This is a genomic window from Pseudomonas laurentiana (assembly GCF_014648275.1).
In the GTDB taxonomy this organism is placed as follows: domain Bacteria; phylum Pseudomonadota; class Gammaproteobacteria; order Pseudomonadales; family Pseudomonadaceae; genus Aquipseudomonas; species Aquipseudomonas laurentiana.
In genome coordinates this window covers 1-555 of the sequence record NZ_BMQU01000180.1, presented here as the reverse complement: position 1 = coordinate 555, position 555 = coordinate 1, and the positions used below count along the sequence as shown (strand labels likewise).

The 555-nt window shown below is 68.8% G+C and carries 2 protein-coding genes; both read right to left on the bottom strand.

Going from position 1 to position 555, the window contains the following annotated elements; translation table 11 throughout:
* The coding region (locus tag IE038_RS24200; protein WP_229775748.1) for a thymidylate synthase at positions 1-128 on the bottom strand (128 nt) is incomplete at its 3' end.
* A 205-nt stretch (positions 129-333) separates the two neighbouring features.
* On the bottom strand, positions 334-555 hold a 222-nt coding region (locus IE038_RS24195; RefSeq protein ID WP_189396441.1), incomplete at its 5' end, for a prolipoprotein diacylglyceryl transferase family protein.

Genomic DNA, 555 nt, shown 5'->3' with positions numbered 1-555 from the left:
GGGAAGCCCGCGGCCAGGTCGAAGCGCATCTGGTGGCCGAACACGCTATAGGTGCCGGTGCCGGTGCGGTCGCTCTTGAAGGTGCCGTGCTCGCGCACGTGGCGCATCAGGTCGAGGTACTGTTTCATCGGAGGCTCGGATCGATATCGGTGCGGCGCCGACGTGGCGGCTCCCACCGAGGGATGACAGAAGGATGGCCAAGTCTACGGCGACGGGGCCGGCATCGCCAGTTCGGCGCAACCGGCGCAAGCCATGCACGCCCTGGAGCGGAAAGCCGGCTGCCCGGAGCGGATGACGCCTGCGACGTTATCCGCCCCGGGCACGAAAAGCGGCTCAGGCCGCCTTCGGCTGCGCCGCGTCGCGGCGGTAGGCCCAGACCATCAGGGCAATGCCGGCCAGCACCATCGGTACGCAGAGCACCTGGCCCATGGTCAGCCAACCCCAGGCGAGGTAGCCGAGCTGGGCATCCGGCACGCGGACGAACTCGACGACGAAGCGGAAGATCCCGTAGCACAGCACGAACAGGCCGGAGACCGAGGCGGTCGGCCGTGGCTT